This is a genomic window from Lederbergia sp. NSJ-179, assembly GCF_022867885.1.
Classification (GTDB): Bacteria; Bacillota; Bacilli; order Bacillales; family Bacillaceae_C; genus Lederbergia.
Genome location: NZ_JALIFP010000011.1, coordinates 74,146 through 90,290 on the forward strand (window position 1 = coordinate 74,146; position 16,145 = coordinate 90,290).

13 protein-coding genes are annotated in these 16,145 nt (G+C 38.8%); 4 read left to right on the forward strand and 9 right to left on the reverse strand.

Features of this window, described 5'->3' with window-relative positions; all coding sequences use genetic code 11:
* Window positions 1-7: 7 nt before the first annotated feature.
* The 3 genes from uxuA to MUB24_RS10515 form a co-directional block, all read right to left on the reverse strand.
* Window positions 8-1,108 carry a mannonate dehydratase gene (uxuA, locus tag MUB24_RS10505; protein WP_244703800.1) on the reverse strand — a complete coding sequence of 367 codons (1,101 nt, stop codon included), beginning with the start codon at window positions 1,106-1,108 and terminating at the stop codon, window positions 8-10.
* Window positions 1,109-1,211: 103 nt separating this feature from the next.
* Window positions 1,212-3,302: an alpha-glucuronidase family glycosyl hydrolase gene (locus MUB24_RS10510; protein ID WP_396426735.1), complete on the reverse strand. Its 2,091-nt coding sequence runs from the start codon at window positions 3,300-3,302 to the stop codon at window positions 1,212-1,214.
* Window positions 3,303-3,615: 313 nt separating this feature from the next.
* A complete protein-coding gene (locus tag MUB24_RS10515) occupies window positions 3,616-4,293 on the reverse strand; it encodes a GntR family transcriptional regulator (protein ID WP_244703801.1) in 678 nt (225 codons plus the stop codon).
* A gap of 347 nt (window positions 4,294-4,640) precedes the next feature.
* On the opposite strand from MUB24_RS10515, the gene MUB24_RS10520 reads away from it, so the two are divergent.
* The 3 genes from MUB24_RS10520 (at window position 4,641) to MUB24_RS10530 (ending at window position 8,240) form a co-directional block, all read left to right on the forward strand.
* Complete coding sequence (locus MUB24_RS10520) at window positions 4,641-6,776, forward strand: methyl-accepting chemotaxis protein (protein WP_244703802.1); 2,136 nt, start codon at window positions 4,641-4,643, stop codon at window positions 6,774-6,776.
* Window positions 6,777-7,348: 572 nt separating this feature from the next.
* Window positions 7,349-7,651, forward strand: a complete 303-nt coding sequence (locus MUB24_RS10525; protein WP_244703803.1) for a hypothetical protein — start codon at window positions 7,349-7,351, stop codon at window positions 7,649-7,651.
* Window positions 7,652-7,781: 130 nt separating this feature from the next.
* Complete coding sequence (locus MUB24_RS10530) at window positions 7,782-8,240, forward strand: hypothetical protein (protein WP_244703804.1); 459 nt, start codon at window positions 7,782-7,784, stop codon at window positions 8,238-8,240.
* 224 nt (window positions 8,241-8,464) lie between these two features.
* Here the strand turns inward: MUB24_RS10530 and dgoD are convergent, their stop codons facing one another.
* Window positions 8,465-9,613, reverse strand: a complete 1,149-nt coding sequence (gene dgoD / locus MUB24_RS10535) for a galactonate dehydratase (protein ID WP_244703805.1) — start codon at window positions 9,611-9,613, stop codon at window positions 8,465-8,467.
* 20 nt (window positions 9,614-9,633) lie between these two features.
* Window positions 9,634-10,275: a bifunctional 4-hydroxy-2-oxoglutarate aldolase/2-dehydro-3-deoxy-phosphogluconate aldolase gene (locus MUB24_RS10540; protein ID WP_244703807.1), complete on the reverse strand. Its 642-nt coding sequence runs from the start codon at window positions 10,273-10,275 to the stop codon at window positions 9,634-9,636.
* 398 nt (window positions 10,276-10,673) lie between these two features.
* On the opposite strand from MUB24_RS10540, the gene MUB24_RS10545 reads away from it, so the two are divergent.
* On the forward strand, window positions 10,674-11,495 hold the full coding sequence (locus tag MUB24_RS10545; RefSeq protein WP_244703809.1) for an MBL fold metallo-hydrolase: 822 nt from the start codon (window positions 10,674-10,676) through the stop codon (window positions 11,493-11,495).
* Window positions 11,496-12,007: 512 nt separating this feature from the next.
* Here the strand turns inward: MUB24_RS10545 and MUB24_RS10550 are convergent.
* The 4 genes from MUB24_RS10550 to MUB24_RS10565 form a co-directional block, all read right to left on the reverse strand.
* Window positions 12,008-12,721, reverse strand: a complete 714-nt coding sequence (locus MUB24_RS10550; protein WP_396426738.1) for a GntR family transcriptional regulator — start codon at window positions 12,719-12,721, stop codon at window positions 12,008-12,010.
* 11 nt (window positions 12,722-12,732) lie between these two features.
* On the reverse strand, window positions 12,733-13,749 hold the full coding sequence (locus MUB24_RS10555) for a sugar kinase (RefSeq protein ID WP_244703903.1): 1,017 nt from the start codon (window positions 13,747-13,749) through the stop codon (window positions 12,733-12,735).
* Window positions 13,750-13,850: 101 nt separating this feature from the next.
* Complete coding sequence (locus MUB24_RS10560) at window positions 13,851-14,954, reverse strand: DgaE family pyridoxal phosphate-dependent ammonia lyase (protein ID WP_244703813.1); 1,104 nt, start codon at window positions 14,952-14,954, stop codon at window positions 13,851-13,853.
* Window positions 14,932-16,032, reverse strand: a complete 1,101-nt coding sequence (locus MUB24_RS10565) for an amidohydrolase/deacetylase family metallohydrolase (RefSeq protein ID WP_244703815.1) — start codon at window positions 16,030-16,032, stop codon at window positions 14,932-14,934. Before MUB24_RS10565 ends, MUB24_RS10560 begins: the two co-directional genes overlap by 23 nt.
* Between the last annotated feature and the right edge of the window lie 113 nt (window positions 16,033-16,145).

Genomic DNA, 16,145 nt, shown 5'->3' on the forward strand with positions numbered 1-16,145 from the left:
AAATGAATTACTGAATTGTTTTCGTATCAACTAGATGATTTTTTTCCTTTTTCACACTCTCTAAAGAATCCCATATTCCCCAGAGATACATAACTCCTAAGGAACGGTCATATAAACCATACCCCGGGCGGCATTCTTCATCCCAAATATGTCTCCCATGGTCTGGACGAGCATACCCCGTAAATCCACAATCATGATAAGCCTTGACAATCTCGTACATATTAAGAGACCCATCTTCGGTTCGATGGGATGTTTCAATAAAATCGCCATTTTCATAGATTCTTACGTTTCGAATATGAGCAAAAGGAATACGATCCGCAAATTCTCTTATCATTGCTGGTATATCATTTTGCGGATTCGCTCCCAATGATCCGCTACATAAAGTGATACCATTATATGGATTATCGATAAGTTTAAGAAACGTACGGATATTGTCTTGTGATGTCATTAATCTAGGCAGCCCGAAAATCTCCCAAGGGGGATCATCCGGATGAAGCGCCATTTTAATATCATGCCATTCCGCCACGGGTATGATCTGCTCTAAGAAATACTTTAAGTTCTCCCATAATTGGTCTGTGGACACATTATGATAAGCAACAAACAGCTCCTTTAATGATTTTAACCGTTCAGGCTCCCAACCGGGCATGGTAAAATCAGGGTTATGAGCAATTTTTCCTACTAATTCTAATGGATCCATCCCTTCCACTTTCGCTTTTTCATAAAATAACGCAGTGGAGCCATCTGCCAATGGTTTCACTAAATCTGTTCTGACCCAATCAAACACAGGCATAAAATTATAACAAATTACTTTGACTCCCACTTTAGCCAAATTTTCGATTGTTTTCTTATAATTTTCTATATATTGATCTCGAGACGGAAGTCCAAGCTTAATATCATCATGAATATTGACACTTTCAACGACCTTAATGTGAAATCCATATTCATCTGCTTGTTGCTTCACTTCTAAAATGCGCTCTAATGGCCAGACCTCACCTGCTGGAATATCATGAAGCGCCCAAACGATCCCCTCCACTCCGGGAATTTGTTTAATATGACGCAAACTAACACTATCATTTCCTTGGCCAAACCATCGAAAAACCATCCTCATGTAAATTCCCCCAACTGTTAGTCAAAACGTTTGCACTTCTTATATACAAGGCTTGAAAAAGGACTCACTTAGAAAATCTTGTCCTCTTCTAGAGCCACATGGATTATGAATAAATCATTCTATTTTTCTCATCCATAATGCCAGATTTCCGGTAAAAATAAGTATTAATCTGATCGCGCCATTCTTCTGCATTATCCAATTGCAGATTCAAACGTTCCAATACGTTAAGAAATCTAACCTCATCTACTTTCCCTTGCAATTCGGTCCATTTTTCAATTAACTCCTTCACTTGTTCCACCCCTTTAAAATGGGTGTTATAAATATGTTGAATCACTGTCTCTCCGGATTTTAATTCATACGTATATGGAACATGGTGAAAAAATAGCAATAATTCATCTGGACATGTTTCCAATGCATTATACATTTCCTTATTCGGAGAGAAATATTGACCCGCATATCCTGTCCCTGTTTCAAGTGTACGATCTACACCGACCCCATCTCGATCTGCAAAATGGTATGTTCCCCAAACAGAATATTCATATCCATCAATATTGGGACCATAATGATGGCCTGGGTTAACCATCCAACCTACACCAAGAGGAGCCGTATAATTTTCATAAATAGACCATGAATCCAATAACATTTGTTTAATTTGTTTCACTACGAACGGATTGTGACCAAAAGTTGAGCGAATCCATTCGTCAGCAATTTCCTCTGATTCAAGATCAGGATTCCAAATAAGGCGACCATATCCGAATAAATTTGCTTGAGCAAGTGTATGACCAGTCCAGTTCATATCATTCCCAATATTGGACACTGCACAAATACCACTAAATGTATAATTGTATAAAGATCCATCAACAATCTTTTTAACGGTTGAACCCTTTCCCCTCGCATATGTGTCAAATTCTAATACTTCTTTCCAAAGGGGAACGAGAAAACACAAATCTTTTTGTTGACCTGTATACTCTTGTGCTACCTGGAACTCCATCATTTGATTCGTTTTTTCAAGTGCACCAAATAGAGGAGACACTGGCTCGCGAACTTGAAAATCCATTGGTCCATTTTTCACTTGCAATATAACATTATCGAGAAATTTGCCATCTAAAAGTTTAAAGTGGTCATATGCAGCTCTAGCTCTATCTGTAGAGCGATCACGCCAATCCTGCAAGCAATTATAAACAAAACATCTCCACACTACGATACCACCAAACGGATCTAGAGCTTGAGCCAATAGGTTTGCTCCATCCGCATGATCCCTATTATAAGAAAATGGACCAGGACGATGTTCTGAATCTGCTTTTACGACAAAGCCACCAAAATCGGGAATGTATTCATAAATTTCCTCAGCCTTTTCTTTCCACCACTTTTTCACCTCAGGGTCTAGGGGATCTGCAGTTGTTAGTTGCCCAATCTCGATTGGGCTGGCAAAATTAATGCTTAGGAATATTTTTATCCCATAGGCACGGAAAATATCTGCAATCTTCGCCACATCCGGTAAAAATTCGCTCGTTATTAATTTCGTTTCCACTTTCCAAACATTGACATTATTGATGGAAATCGCATTAATCCCTACGGAGGAAAGAAGTCTTGCATAGTCTTTAATTCGGTCAAGGTTTTGTGTGATTTGATTGTTTTCATAAAAGATCGAATGGCCTGAATAGCCGCGCTCTACACTTGCATCCATATTATCCCATTGATTTAACATTCTTAATTGGTTTTTCGGAGATTCATTAATATCCAATTGTTCGAGTGATTCCCTTAGTTGAATCAAGCGTAAAAAATGATGTGTTGCGTAAAGAACACCTTTATCAGACTTACCAATTAGTAAAAGGCTTTCTTTTTCTTCATTTGTAATAGCCTTAATAAGGTAACTTTCCTCATTCATTTTTTCAAATGCATCCTTATCTAAACCATAGTCCTGTAAATGAATATGTTTATAAGTTCCTATAATAATAGAAGTCTTTTTTGATTCATAATCATAAATAGCTGGCTCTTTATCAAACATCGACTGAAGACCTTTTCTTAATTCTTGAAGAGCTGAATGTAATATAGAAGAATCCCCAATAATAGCTATGTTTTGACACAGTGATACATATCGATCATACCAAATACTATCCTTTATCCTTTCATACTGCAGCCAGCATGCATAACTTTCTTTCCAAACAATATCTTCCTTCAGACTCATTTCCATTATTTAATCTCCTCTTATCTTCGCTATTTGATGTTGAAAGAATAATTTATTAGGGGGAATGTTTTCCTTATCCCTCGTTTGCCTCCAGTATTACTGCAACCCTAATAAAAAAGAGTAAAACTAAGACCGGACAAGGGAATGAGTTCAATTGCTCGCTCAACATTCACCACCTATAACATAAATAATTGTGCCAGTTTTGAAGCATATATAACCATTTTTACTAAATACCAAATAGCGAAGAGGCTATATTTTATTCCGATAAACCCTGTTGACTTCGGTTTCATCAGCTTATAAATAGAAGCTTATTAGAAATTCACTTGAAATAACCCGGATAACGGGATTTTAATTCTTCCTTTTCAAAGTTTACTAATTTCAAATGTTGTGCCATCACCTCTTCCGCGAGGTCAGGTTCATTCTCAGAAATATATTGAAAAATGGCTTTATGTTGCGACAGAATCACATCCCAATTATGATTGGAAGCAAGACTTAGCATTCTCACTCTGTCAAAATGACTATTCATCTCTCTAATTATTTTCAATGAGTAGATTTTATTACATCCTTCAAACAATAACTGATGAAAGGCTTCATCTAACTCAAATAAAGAAGATGTTGAGCCCTTTTCTAGACATAGCTCCTGCATGACTAGGTTCTTTTCTAACTCGATTAACTGATCCTGATCAAATGTGCCGCAAGCCTCTCTTACAATCGCTTTTTCTATGTTTTCTCTAATAAATCGTCCTTCCTCAACCAATTCCAAATCAATTTTAGCTACAAAAGTGCCACTCTGTGGATAGATCCCTAATAATCCTTCTTCCGCTAATTTCAAAAAGGCTTCTCTCACAGGCGTTCGACTTACATTTAGTTTCGTCGCTATTTCGTTTTCAGAAATTTTTGTTTCGGGTTCTAACTCACCATTTATAATTTGTTTTTTTATTGTTTCATAAACATAATCTCTAGTGGAACCATTCACTCTTGTGCGTAATTTCGTCATATCACTCACCTCAACCTTCCTACCACGTGCTTTGTACGTAATTGTACCATTTTTTTTACCGATTGTATACTAGTATGGCAATTTCCATTTTAAAATAGGGAATCTACTTTTTTACTCATATATTGACTTATAAACATAGTCTTTTTGGCATATAAATAGGGGAATGAAATCAATTTTTTAAAGTTTTTATGGATTTTATTGTCATTTATTGCATATTAAATGGTATAATTAGACCATACAAAAATGCATTATTAGTAAAATATAACTATTTTACAAAGGAAGGGATTTACTTATTTCAATCTTATCATTGCGAATGAAACAGATATTTATACAGAGGGGGAAAGAAATTGACTCATTCAAATAAATGGTTGGATAAGGTAAAAGTGGGATTTAAGAAGCTTATTCAAAACCTAAGACATGTAAAGCTTTATAGAACAAATCAAAATACTTCAGTAAAAGAGGGAAAGTTTAAACAATCCATAAAAACAAAAAAGTCAATTAGTACAAAAATCCTATACAGTTTTATTGTGAGTGTTTTATTATGTGTCTCAGCAGTAGGTATTTTTTCTTACATAACATCCAATAACGTGATTAAAGCAAAAGTAAAGGATGCCTCAGAACAAACGATCATTCAAGCTGGGGATAAATTAGATTTTATCTTTAATAATTATAAAAACCGAGTTACTGAAATGTTAGTAAAGAAGGATTTTACCAATACACTGGCACAATTAAATAATTTTGATGGAGATGCAGGAGACTTTCAATATTTTCAACTAAGAAAGCAAGTGGAAGACTCTTTAACGGAAGCCGCGATAGTGGATGATAATTTAAATTTATATCTTTTGAATACAGAAAAATTGGAAGTGATGGCATCAGCGGGATCGTCAAAAAAGGATGAAATTTTTGAGGCGAAATGGTTTAAAAAAGCGCTTGAAACAGAGGAATCCGCCATTTGGATTGGTGGAAATCAATCAGGGATTACGGGAGAGGGTTCTGAACCGACGATTAGTTTTGGACAAAAAATAAATGTGGGGGGCAGCCCCTTCATTATGATCGTAGAGTTAAATAATCAATTGATTAAAGATGCATTAAAAGATGTTCATTTTGGTGAAAATGGATCAGTCAAAATACTAGATCAGCAGAACAATGTCGTATTCTCATTCAATGATGACGAAATTAACACAGAAAATGAATTTTCGCTTTCAACTGATGCAAATAAGAATGTGGCGGAATCTGGGGACAAGTTAATCTTCCAACATAAATCCGAGTTAACAGGATGGTATTTGGTGGGTGCTTTGTCTTCCGGTGAATTGACAAAAGACACGAATGTGATCTTTTATGTAACGGTATTGATTATTATTTTATCGATCATCGTGTCATTAGTTATTGGTAAACTTATTGTGAATATGATAGGAGTTCCATTAGGGAAAATTACAGAATTAATGGCGATTGCGAAGGAAGGAGATTTAACGGTACGTTCTGAATTGGTAGATCGCCAGGATGAAATAGGTCTAGTAGCTAATAGCTTTAATAAAATGCTAGAAAACATTTCCGAAATGATGAGAAAAACGAGAGAATCATCGACTAAAGTTTTACAAGCTGCCATTGAATTGACGGCGATATCGAAGATCCAATCAGAATCAGCAAGAGAAGTAGCAGTAGCATCAGAAGAGATCGCTAGTGGAGCCGCTAACTTGACCCACGAGGCAGAAAATGGTAGCCACTTAGCCATTAAAATTAATACGGAAGTAGAGAATGTGTTTAACAGCAACTCAGAGATGGAAAGCTATGCGCAAGAAGTATTAGCAAGAAGCAATGAAGGGATTAGTAAAATGACGGAGCTTGTTGATCAAACAAAACATGGTGAACAAATGACTACAGCTCTGATTAGTAAAACAGATACATTAAAGATGAGCACTAATCAAATTAGTAAAGTAATGGCTATTTTAACCAATATAGCGCAACAAACAAACTTGCTCTCTTTAAATGCGGCAATCGAGGCGGCTCGGGCAGGAGAAGCGGGTAAAGGTTTTGCCGTTGTTGCGGATGAGATAAGAAAATTATCGGCCCAATCGAAGGAATCCATTGATACGGTTGGCAATATTACGGATGCCATTATTAATGAAGTGGATGAAACTTTACAAGTTTTAGAGCAAGCAAATCCCGTTTTTAAAGAACAAGTGGAAAAAGCACAAGAAACGGATGTTATTTTAAATAAAGTTGGCACCCAAATGAGTGAATTTATGGACAAAATTGAACTTGTGTCAAACTCAATCCTTCAATTACAAGAATCACAGGATGTTTTATCGGCCACGGTTCAGCAAGTTAGTGCTACAGCCGAAGAATCATCGGCCATTAGTGAAGAGGTTTCTGCCTCTACAGAAGAACAATTAAAGGTAAGCGACTCATTAGTAACCACGTCAGATGAACTAAAGAGATTGTCAGAAGATTTACAGAGCATCTTGAATAAATTTCAAGTTTAATTGGAAACAGGGAGCACAACCTTCTACGATGTTGTGCTCCCATTATAATTTTCTCTTTCTCCTTTTCATTTCTACCTTCATCTTCGGGAGCCTTTGCCCAAAAGATCGACATTTCACAAGAAAAGCGCAAGCGCCCGTTTAGCGACGTACAAACTTCAGTTGAAAGATGAACAGCTAAAAGCGCGCCGTCCTGGCGCAACGCTGTTCTGACCAACATCCTGTTGGCCTGAGATAAAGGAAACACGATGAACCCGAAGGGTGAATCGATGTTGACTTACGCAAGCAGGCACCGAAAGTTTGCTAGTCGCTGGGCGCTGGAGCTAGATCCAAACATTAGCCAATTTTTATGCTTTCTTACCTTTTAAAAAAGTCTCTGCTGTTCAATTTCATAAGACCCAAATAATACGTATGAACAGAAGACAATAAACAAAGCATATTTTGCAAAAGTAAAAATTTGGGTTTTTAAAATTTAAGAAAGAAAATCGACATTCCTCCAATGAACAGTTAAAATGAAATGACCAAGAATTTTTATAAACAAAAGCATGTTGAAACAACAACTTAGGAGGTTAGAAATGCTACCAGTACCAAAGGATGGGGGCACATTTTGGACCCAATATAAGGACTTGAGAATCCAAATTCTTTATGGCATTTATGATTCATATATTTCTGTTTCCGCTAGTTACTATCTTTGGGGGGAAGAAAGTGTTGATGGCTTTTGTAAACATCCTAATTTCCGGATGGCATTAAAGGGATCAATAAAAAGCTTGCTAAATGAAATGGCAGAACTAGGGATCGATATTTGGGTAACTTCACGACCATCAACCAATCAAAAAGCAAAAATTGTCTTGTTTCAGCCCGAGAAAGATGTAGAATAGCAAAACTTTAGTTTTAGATTTTTTTATTCGACAAGATCAACGAAATTTTGGGGATAAATAGTAAAAAAGTATTGGTTTTTCTATTTTTACATGCTAAACTGAAAGCAGGTATAAAGGAGGTGAAAAATAATTGAGTGAGGAAAGATTTGATCGAATTGAGGAAATGCTAGCACAATTATTAACAATGGTCGGAAATACGAATCACGAACAAGCTAACATGAGACAAGACATGGTTACGATGAAATCAGACATAGATACCATGAAGTCTGACATAGATACCATGAAGTCTGACATGGATACCATGAAGTCTGACATGGATACTATGAAGTCTGATATGGATATCATGAAGTCTGACATGGATACTATGAAGTCTGATATGGATACTATGAAGTCTGATATGGATATCATGAAGCAGAATATGAAATACATGAGCGAGGATATCAAACGGATCGAAAAGAAAGGGGACGAGCGGCACAAGCAAATTCTATCTGAGTTAAAAGAAATTAAGCTTGATCAAGATTTTGTTTGGGAAAAAGCAGTTAAAACAGAACGAGAATTAGGCGTTCTCAAAAAGCAAATGGGCATGTAAAAAGCATGCATACCTTCTTCGAAAAGACACCACAACCCTTTTGCTTCGAAATCCTTCAAAAATATAATCTTCAGACCTTTTTTACATTTTATTGGATCAGCCATCCACATGTTTCTAAGCATGTTGGCGGCTGATCTTTTTATATACACCCCATTGACACCCTTCGTTACCTTAAAGAATACTGATTAGCGAGTGGCATAATAAGCAGCCAGCTCACAGATCCCCTACCATTCCGCAATCGTTCCATCCTTATGTCTCCAGACGGGGTTTTTCCAGTTGTGGCCAATTTCGGCTTGTTTTTTGACAAAGTCTTCATCGACACGGATGCCTAATCCAGGTGCCTCTAAATTTCGTACAAATCCGTCCTTATAGTCAAATATAGATGGATCTTCCAGGTAATCCAATAGATCACTGCCCTCATTATAATGAATACCTAAACTTTGCTCCTGGATAAACACATTATGAGCGGTTGTATCTACCTGAAGGCAAGCTGCAAGGGCGATCGGTCCTAGGGGACAGTGAGGAGCCACCGCTACATCATACGCTTCTGCCATCGCAAATATTTTTTTGCATTCTGTGATTCCACCCGCATGCGAGAGATCGGGTTGAATGATATCGACATAGCCTTCAGTCAATAATTTTTTATAATCCCAACGAGAATACATTCTCTCCCCTGTTGCAATTGGAATCGTCGTGGCATGGGCCAGCTCACGAAGGGCTTCATTATTTTCAGGTAATACTGGTTCCTCCAAGAACATTGGACGGTATGGCTCTAACTCTTTTGCTAAAATTTTCGCCATTGGTTTATGAACCCGTCCGTGAAAATCGATGCCGATTCCAAAATCATCCCCCATCGCTTCACGTACAGCCGATACCCGTTCAATTACTTCATCAATTTTTTTATAAGAGTCGATATACTGCACCTCTTCCGTTGCATTCATTTTAATTGCTTTGAATCCTGCAGCGGCTTTTTCCCTCGCTTCCTTCGCCACTTCTTTCGGTCGATCACCACCAATCCATGAATACACACGAACAGAATCTCGACAGGCTCCCCCTAATAAGTCATAAATAGGGGCATTGTAATATTTCCCTTTTATATCCCATAATGCTTGATCAATGCCTGCTATAGCACTCATCAAAATAGGACCACCGCGGTAAAAACCGGATCGGTAAAGGGTTTGCCAGTGATCTTCTATTCTCATTGGATCTTTTCCAATGAGGTATTCACTCATTTCTTCCACCGCCGCTTGAACGGTCTGTGCTCGCCCTTCCACAACCGGTTCTCCCCAGCCGGTAATCCCTTCATCTGTTTCCATTTTTAAAAACAACCAGCGGGGAGGTACAAGAAAACATTCCATACTCACTATTTTCATCCAAGCCATCTCCTCATATATCAAGCATTATTTCTAAACTCTTGCACGGCTAAAGAGAATTGTTTAGCCTTTTCTGTTAGTTGAGCGAAATAGCTTGATGTTATCGACTCCTTCGAATTCACCAAGGAACTACCTATTCCACATCCAATAGCACCCGCAGCCAAATACGCCTTTATATTCTCCAAACTCACCCCGCCAGTTGCTAGTAATGGGATCTGGGAGAGTGGACCTAAAATATCCTTTATATATCCTGGACCTAAAGAAGCGGGAAACACTTTGACCATATCTGCGCCATGCTCATAAGCTGTAAGGATCTCAGTAGGTGTAAAGGCTCCCGGTATACTGACGATCCCATATCTTTTTGTCATCTTGATTGTTTCAAGATGAACGGTTGGCGAAATAATAAATTGAGCACCGGCCAAAATAGCTGCTCTCGCTGTTTCAGGATCTAAAACAGTACCCGCTCCAACGATAACCTCATCGCCTAATTCATTTGTTACTTTTTCAATTGAGGGCAAGGCCTTCGGTGAATTCATTGTTATTTCCATCACTTGAATCCCACCTTTATGTAAAGCCCTACAAACCTCTAAAACATACTCTGGATCTATATTTCGAATGATGGCAATCAATTTCTTATTTAAAATCATCGCTTTTGTATCCATACCTTTTATCAGCCTCCAAATGGGATTATCGAAAAACATCATTTTGATTGGATGAAAGATTAACATTAAAAGTGAGTAAGAGAACAAACCCTCCAAAAGTATTAAAGACAAAAAAAGCAAAGAAATAAATAAAAAGAGCATATATAGAGTATAGCATTACAGTGCCATATTATGAAAGCGTTATCCCGATTTTGGTAGTAAAAAATAGCAGTGGTATTAATAAAGCAAAACAAAACTGGATCCCGGATTTAGGCAATGGGATCGACCAACCACCACCATAGGAAAAAACCTTTGCAAAGCCTTTCATTATTGAGTAAAATACTAGGAAACTAAATAAGTTCTAAGAGAATACTATTTTGCCTTTGTATCTTTTAGTTCATAAAAAGGAGTAGTTGGTTATGAAAGTTCATTTCCTAGGTACGGCAGCAGCAGAAGGTTTTCCGAATCCTTTTTGTTTATGTGAAGCTTGCCAAAAAGCAAGATATTTAGGTGGACGTAATATTCGTTCCCGTACATCCGTCCTGTTTGATGACGTATTGAAGGTAGATTTTCCCCCAGATTTTTATTATCATGCGATTTATCATAACATAGACTTGACATTAGTTAAGGATTTATTGTTCACTCATACGCATTATGATCATTTTAATCCAGGTGATTTGTTCAATCGTATAGAAGGTTTTGCCCATGGGATTGAGCATCCGTTGCACATATATGGGAATGACTTAGTGATGCAAGGACTGCATAAAACCTTACCAGCATCCCAAGAGAATCGGCGTTTTGCCTATCACCGTGTCCTGCCCTTTAAAGAAGTCGAAACGCAAACGGTCAAGATCACACCGCTCTTAGCTGATCATGATCCAATGGAAACATGCCTTCTTTATTATATAGAAAGAAACGGAAAAAGAATTCTGTATGGGAATGACACGGGCTGGTTTCCTGAAGATACTTGGAACTGGCTAAAAGGGAGAAAAATCGATCTTGCTATTTTGGACTGTACAGGTGGTTTCCACGCAAACAAACGCAGCCGCAATCATATGTGTATTGAAACGATTTTAGAAGTACAACAAGCCTTCCAACAAGAAGATATATTGGAAGATAATGGACAAATCATCGTCACCCACTTCTCTCATAATTCAGGCCTATTACACGAGGATTTCGTAAAAGCCTTCCAACCGTACGGAATCCAAGTTGCCTATGATGGAATGATCGTGACCCTATAAGAAAAGCGCAAGCGCCTTGTTCAGCCCCGACAAGCAAATGTTCCTGAACCTAGGAAGGGCGATCTTTCCCTTCATAGGTTCAGGGTTATTTGACCTCGAGGGGCTAGGCGCTGGAGCTAGATCCAAACATTAGCCAATTTTTATACTTTCTTACCTTTTAAGAAAAGCGCAAGCGCCCGTTTAGCGACGTACAAACTTCAGTTGAAGGATGAACAGCTAAAAGCGCGCCGTCCTGGCGCAACGCTGTTCTGACCAACATCCTGTTGGCCTGAGATAAAGGAAACACGATGAACCCGAAGGGTGAATCGATGTTGACTTACGCAAGCAGGCACCGAAAGTTTGCTAGTCGCTGGGCGCTGGAGCTAGATCCAAACATTAGCCAATTTTTATGCTTTCTTACCTTTTTAAAAAAGCAAGCGCCCCAAAATGGTTCAAGAGGGCCGTTGCTTCTTTTTTGTCATGGTTGTAGTATTTATAATCTCTTCTCCATAGTGGCGGATAGTTCACACAGATTAGACATCATAATGGACAATATAGGGATGTTCGTCTGTTTTATAAAATCCTTCACTATATTCAATTAGATGTCCATTATCATCATAAGAGTAACGGATTCGTTTTAATAAAGGGGTTCCTTTATTCACATGTAGATAATCTTCTATATGAGGAGAGGCACTCGAAACAACAAATTGATCTTGAAACTTATTTAAAGATATGCCCTGCTCACGAATAAGCTGATATAAGGACCAATCGTTTAGATCGGTTCGTTCATCCCCAACTATCTCTCCAGTTAAATAGTGAGTAAAGTGGATATAAGGAATCTGATCTAGATAGTAAAGCCGTTCGATATAAAGACATTGCTCACCAAATAATCCAAAGATTTTTGAGTCCACTTTATTCGATAGCTGTTGCACTTTTAGTAATTGCTTTTGAATTCTATGCCCTTCTTCCACTAAAAACTCTGTAAAAAGCTTGCCTTTGGAAAGTGTGGAGGCTAAGGTATTTCGAATCACTTTCGTTCCCTTACCACTTTTCTTTTCAAGATATCCTTCTTGCACGAGCTCCTCAATCGCCTTGCGCACTGTAATTTTGCTTACACCAAACTCATTTTCTAATTGAGCCTCTGAAGGGATATTTACATGGATGGGATAGACCCCATGTAAAATTCGATCCCTCAAGTGATCCCTAATTTGTAAATATAAAGGCCCTTTTTTTCGGGAAATATGCACAGATTCAAACACTACCTTTCTACATCGCTTAGCGTCTCTGTCATTGCACGGAATATCTCTTTTTCCGTTGATACAGGCGTATCACCGACAACAGTATGGGCTAGCATTCCTGCTGCAGTAGCAAACGCAACTGTCTCTTCTGGTGAAAAACCTTCCATTTCTCCATGTATGATCCCACTCGAGAAGGCATCTCCAGAACCAATTCTGTCAAGTACAGAAAACGATCGCTTTTTAGAGAATGTAAATGTCTTGTTTTTATACATAAAACCACGCAGAGAATGGGTCTGATCCTGATTCACGGTTCTGTGCGTACCAGCAATCAGCGGGATCTTATATTTTTCCGCTATAATCGGAATCAGCTCTTTTACTTGCTCCGTTCGCTCATTTTTCTCCGCCTTCATTTCAAGAATAAACATAGCGTCTTTTTCATTCATCATCACGAAATCAGCAAGCTGTAAAATCTCTTCATAATGTGGTTTTGCCTTTTCATATCCGTTTTCCCCCCAAAGGGAAGGCCGATAGTTGCAGTCAAACACAACCGTACCACCATTCGCTTTTACAGCCTTAGCAAAAGCTTTCATTTGCTGACGAACAGATCTATTCATCGCTAGCGTGATTCCACAAAAATGAACAACATCGATCTCCTCGGCCATTTTCTGAAACGGATAGATGTCCTTAGGTGCTGTATTAAAGCTACTTTCTTGCCGATTAGAATAAGTCACCCGACTTGATCTCGCCCCAAATCCATTTTCCAAAAAATACATTCCTATCTCATTTCCATTTCGTTTAATAAACGTTGTAGTGATCCCCAACCTTTGCAAGTAGGAATAGGCGGCATCCCCAATCGGATTATCCGGTAATGTAGAGACGAGATATCCTTTATGTCCAAGTTTAGCCAAAGCCCCTGTTACATTTACCCCCGTCCCCGAAAAGGAGTAATGTAGCGTATGGGCCTGTGTCAAAAGCTCATAACCAGGTACTTGCAAGCGCAGCATAACTTCTCCAAAGGCGGCAATTTTCTTACTCATAATCATCAACCTGCCTCTTGACTACATGGAGTAATTCGCATAGATCCTTTACTTCTAGTCCAACGCACCCTCTATATAGTCGTTTTATGCGATTGGTCATTTTATTTTCCCCCTAGAATGGTCCGTAGTCGCTTCTCAATTACATGAATATCATCCCCCTGTAATGGACGTGGGTCAATATCGAAAAATCCTTGTCTGACTCCATAATCTCGTGTATAGATCGCAATTTCCCCTTCACGTAATGCAGTGGCTACTTCTTCTGCACTTTGCTTGGTCTGTTGTTCATCGATATGGATTCGCGCACGAAAGATCGCTCTCCCGGCTTCATCTTGAACAATCGTGACATGAACACCAGGGATTTCCGCCAAAGGCATCAATACTTGTAAACTTTCTCTTTCTTGTCCACTTCTATCTTGCTTCTCGCCATATTCATCCAATGCTTGTAATAAGCCGAAACTGGCTTCTTTTCCAACCTTCATACTGCGACCAATGCAATGCAATTGAACCTTTAACCATTCGATATATTTTCTCTTTCCACCAACAATTCCGGAAGTTGGTCCTTCAATCGCCTTAGACCCACTGTATATGGCGAGATCCGAGTATTGTACATATTTCTGCAGATCTTCTTCTGCAGCAGCATCGACAATAAGCGGAACCTGTTTTCGTTTCGCTACTTCCCATGCTTCTTCGACAGAGATCATATTTTTTTGCACCGCATGATGCGATTTTATGTAAAGGATGGCTGCAGTATTTTCTCCTATTGCTGCTTCGATCTGTTCGGCTTTCCCTTCATTGGCATAACCGACTTCAACCAGCTTTCCGCCACCTAAATATACCATCGTTTCCACAGGCGCCCCATATTGGACATTATGACCTTTTAACATGATGATCTCGTTTTGTACAATGGCTTCTTGATGCAGACGTTCACTTTTCCGCCGATCCCCTTTTGTTACAAGCGCAGCGACGGATAGGGCAATCCCACTGGAAGCAGAGTTCACAATCACGGCTGCCTCAGATCCAAGGATATTGGCTATATAATCGCCTGCTTTATTCACCAAATCCTCGATATCCACATAATTTTGTCCCCCTTGTTTCATCGCCTCCATCACCGTATCAGATGGAGCGGAAACCCCAAGAATGCTCATTCGTCCACTTGCATTAATCACACGTTTCAGGCCATATTTAACATTCAATGAATTCCCCATTTACAACCACTCCTTTTGTCTCTATCCTTTTATCACTCGTTCTTTTTTCACCTTCAGAATCGACTAATTCGATCGGCTTGTTCTGGACAGTAAAAATCGTTAAATTTGCACTATCTCCTACTTGAATTCGACCTAATTCTGGTTTTTTCAACCACCGGGCCGCATGATTTGTCACAGCGGCAATCACTTCCTCAAGGGAATAGCCCAAATAAAGAAATTTAGATAATACATTTGCCATACTAAAAACAGGACCATTCACTCGATTGCCGCGATAAATATCTGTGCTGATCGTATCAAGGCCAATATCGTATCGTTTTGCCGCCTCCGCGATTTGAAAGGAAAAACTAGCTGTCCCATGTCCAACATCTAAATGGATTCCACGCTGAATGGCTTCAAGAAATTCCGGAAGCGGGGCCCCTTTTTCATCAAAAAGATTATTTGTCTTCCCATTTAAATAATGGGTCATCACATCCCCCTCTTTCAAAAGGGCAAGCACTTCTTCAATTTTTGGAGGAGCAGAGCCAATATGGACCATTAAAGGTAATGAAGTGTCCTTTGAAAGTTGCTCGGCAATATGTAAAGGCTCAATACCATTTCCACCGACAACACTTCGGCTGACTCTTGCTTTTAACCCCACAATCTCATCTGGATACTGTTGTACAGCTTGAATCACTTTCTCCCGATCAATCCAATCAAGATTCGATAACTCATCCACTCTTTGCAACCCTATCTTGGAAATATTCAAAAAGGCAAGTAGATTGGTTTTGCTTTCCTTTCCATTCCCCACCAAATCCGCGATTCGATCCGCTCCACAACTTCCAGCGTCCACAATCGTTGTCACCCCTTGTTTGATCCCTATTTCATCTATCTCATCTCCATATGGATCAAATTCTGGGAAAGCATGTACATGTAAATCAATCCAGCCACTCGACACATAATGCCCAGATAAATTGATCACCTGTTCCCCAATTCCATGACCAGGCGCCGTTATTTCTATTAATCGACCGTCATTGATGACAATATCGATCTTTTCTTTATTCACAAGCTTTACATTCTGCAAAACCATTCGTTCTGTCAATCTATTCACTCCTTTTAGGCCATTCTAAAAGAATACCTATGATAACATTATAATGTTATCATAGGTATATTTGAACCTGTTTTTATAAAATCTTTTTTAGGGGTACTACCAAC

What these genes read in the sequence shown, in the direction of transcription:
- dgoD (WP_244703805.1), bottom strand. Translation starts at nt 9,613, where the DNA reads ATGAAAATAGTGAGTATGGAATGTTTTCTTGTACCTCCCCGCTGGTTG.
- MUB24_RS10525 (WP_244703803.1), top strand. Translation starts at nt 7,349, where the DNA reads ATGCTACCAGTACCAAAGGATGGGGGCACATTTTGGACCCAATATAAG.
- MUB24_RS10545 (WP_244703809.1), top strand. Translation starts at nt 10,674, where the DNA reads ATGAAAGTTCATTTCCTAGGTACGGCAGCAGCAGAAGGTTTTCCGAAT.
- MUB24_RS10510 (WP_396426735.1), bottom strand. Translation starts at nt 3,302, where the DNA reads ATGGAAATGAGTCTGAAGGAAGATATTGTTTGGAAAGAAAGTTATGCA.
- MUB24_RS10560 (WP_244703813.1), bottom strand. Translation starts at nt 14,954, where the DNA reads ATGGGGAATTCATTGAATGTTAAATATGGCCTGAAACGTGTGATTAAT.
- MUB24_RS10555 (WP_244703903.1), bottom strand. Translation starts at nt 13,749, where the DNA reads ATGAGTAAGAAAATTGCCGCCTTTGGAGAAGTTATGCTGCGCTTGCAA.
- MUB24_RS10540 (WP_244703807.1), bottom strand. Translation starts at nt 10,275, where the DNA reads ATGGATACAAAAGCGATGATTTTAAATAAGAAATTGATTGCCATCATT.
- uxuA (WP_244703800.1), bottom strand. Translation starts at nt 1,108, where the DNA reads ATGAGGATGGTTTTTCGATGGTTTGGCCAAGGAAATGATAGTGTTAGT.
- MUB24_RS10515 (WP_244703801.1), bottom strand. Translation starts at nt 4,293, where the DNA reads ATGACGAAATTACGCACAAGAGTGAATGGTTCCACTAGAGATTATGTT.